General features: G+C 56.0%; 2 protein-coding genes. Both read right to left on the reverse strand.

Annotated features, from left to right (window positions below; translation table 11 throughout):
- Window positions 1–102 precede the first annotated feature (102 nt).
- Window positions 103–513: a hypothetical protein gene (locus tag ABZX22_RS45145; protein WP_354923519.1), complete on the reverse strand. Its 411-nt coding sequence runs from the start codon at window positions 511–513 to the stop codon at window positions 103–105.
- Window positions 514–1090: 577 nt separating this feature from the next.
- Window positions 1091–1319, reverse strand: a 229-nt coding sequence (locus ABZX22_RS45150; protein ID WP_354923522.1) for a hypothetical protein, incomplete at its 5' end; no start/stop codon positions are given.

Genomic DNA, 1319 nt, shown 5'->3' on the forward strand with positions numbered 1-1319 from the left:
GTGACCACCATCACCACCAATCCAGCAAACTTCCTCTTCTTCACGATGACTCTTCCTTATTACGTCAGGGAACGCTCAGCGAATCGGGGACAGAAGCGCCCACTACCGTGCGTTGCGAATCTTTTCCATCTTCCCTGCGAGTCGCATGAGAGAGTCATAGGCCTCCAAATGAGAGCCATACCAGATCATCAGCTTTTCAAGATCAAACGGGCTAGTAAGCCGGAGGAGCGCAAGCTGCTCGGCATCCTCGATAGCGACCCTCGGCTTAGCTCTCAGAGACGCTTGCGCACGATTCAATGCATGCCACTGCTCACGCAGCTCCTCGGACTTCCTCTGCTCCCCGCGGGCGGCCAGCAAGTCTGCCTGGGCGAACAGCGCCCCGGCCACCACCTGGAGAACCCGCTTGTCTTTGCTTGATCGATGGACGAAGAACACGATCGTTCCGACGACCAGAATCGCTAAAGGCAGATACCCTTCCATGGTCACACACTCATCTCCAAGAACAACTTCCATTGTCGCAGGCGAGTCATCCGTGAACAATCCGCTATTCGAGACACGGGGTGCGTCCCGGCAGGCTCACGTCAATGACGCCCATGCACATGCCCCACCTCACGGATCCACCTCCGCCCGGGAAGCGTGAACCTCTCTCATAAGTGAGGGATCGGAGTCTCTCCTGACGCCTCTTTCGACGTAGAAGCCTGGAGATTGATGCTCTATGGAACCGTCCGCCAAGCATTCTTCCACTCGACCGAGCAACTTAAGCTGCTCATCGTGCTCATCAGAACCGCAGTCGCAATCGTCTTCGTGCACCTCCCTGAGCCAAATCCCATCTGCTTGGACGCGGAAATGCCATCCTTGAAAGACCCCAATATCTCGAATTTGGAGTCCTGGGTGCTCTACTCCAATCTCGGACACGGCGATTAGATTGTCCGGGCGTTTTTGAACAATCACTCCTTTTACATACCGTCCACGTCCGCCAAAGTAGACAAGTCCATCTACCTCTACCACGAGGCCATCACACGCCTCCAGAATCCGCGTAAGACGCGGGAGGGATGAGGGCTTTGAACTTGTCCCGTAATAGACGCCGGCACTACATAGGAAATGGGTTAGACGTTCCGGGTCGGCCGGATCGCGAAGGTCGCCGAGCCAAAACGGTCGATACATCGCTGCTGTAGGTGGCATGTGCTTTCGGACATGCAGCTTGTATTCCGGCAGAGGCAGCGACCTTGGAGTAGATGTCGATGATGCGCTGGCGTACGTTCAGCCCGTCATCGTTCTTCTTGTTCTCCTCGTTCTTGTTCAGCGGCTCGCGGTTGCCG

The organism is Nonomuraea sp. NPDC003804, assembly GCF_040610675.1.
Lineage (GTDB): Bacteria > Actinomycetota > Actinomycetes > Streptosporangiales > Streptosporangiaceae > Nonomuraea.